Genomic DNA, 959 nt, shown 5'->3' with positions numbered 1-959 from the left:
TCTTCAATGATCACGGGTATAGGGATACTATATGGTTTCTGAAATTGAACTTAGAGATATCGAGCCAAGAGGGGGCACTGACTTCCCGTCGTCCTCACACATTCAGACTGGATTACCAACGCCCAAAACAGTGCGAGTTCAGTCTTTCAGCCCTGATGAATGGGAAGAGTTTACTGAGGAATGGGCAAGTCATCTCAAAAAAAAATACCTAACAGTCCGGCGTTTTGGTGGTTCTGGTGATCTAGGCGTAGATATCTCTGGTTTCTGTTCTGATAAGGGTTTCAATGGAGAGTGGGATAACTATCAGTGCAAACGATATGACCATCCTCTGCGACCGAGTGATATCTGGGTTGAAATTGGAAAGATTATTTATTACTCGTATTTGGGTAGATATACGCCACCACGCAAGCATTATTTTGTCTGCTCTCAGGGGATGGGAACCAGCCTTGAACAGCTATTGAATAAGTCCTCTGACTTGAAAGTAAAATCGTTAGAAAACTGGGATAAATACTGTCGGGAAGACATCACTTCTACAACTAAGATTCCGTTGACCAGTGCATTAAAAGATTACTTTGAAGCTTTCGATTTCACTATTTTCTCATCAAAATCAATAGTTGAACTTATTGAAACTCATGCTATGACGGCTTTTCATTCGGTGCGCTTTGGCGGAGGTTTACCATTTCGTCCCAATCCCGAAATCCCCCCTGACACACCAACTGAGAATGAAAGTCGCTACATTCGCCATCTTCTTGATGCCTATGGAGACCACCTTGGCATAGATTTGTCAGACACAGCCTCTCTCGAATCACATAGCCAGTTTAAACGTGATTATCTTCGCCAACGCGAGCGCTTTTATCATGCTGAATCGCTAAAGAATTTTGCTCGAGACACTGTCCCAGTGGGGACATTTGATGCATTGCAGGACGAAGTTTATCATGGGGTCATGTATTCAATGTGTA

Annotated in this window: 1 protein-coding gene; it reads left to right on the top strand. The window is 43.2% G+C overall.

All coding sequences use genetic code 11. From position 1 onward, the window contains the following. Positions 1-31: 31 nt before the first annotated feature. Positions 32-959, top strand: a 928-nt coding sequence (locus tag U869_RS0129080; protein WP_025123949.1) for an ABC-three component system protein, incomplete at its 3' end; no start/stop codon positions are given.

This window comes from Serratia sp. H1w (assembly GCF_000633355.1).
Lineage (GTDB): Bacteria > Pseudomonadota > Gammaproteobacteria > Enterobacterales > Enterobacteriaceae > Chania.
The sequence above is the reverse complement of the archived record's forward strand: the minus strand, read 5'-3'. Positions and strand labels throughout refer to the sequence as shown.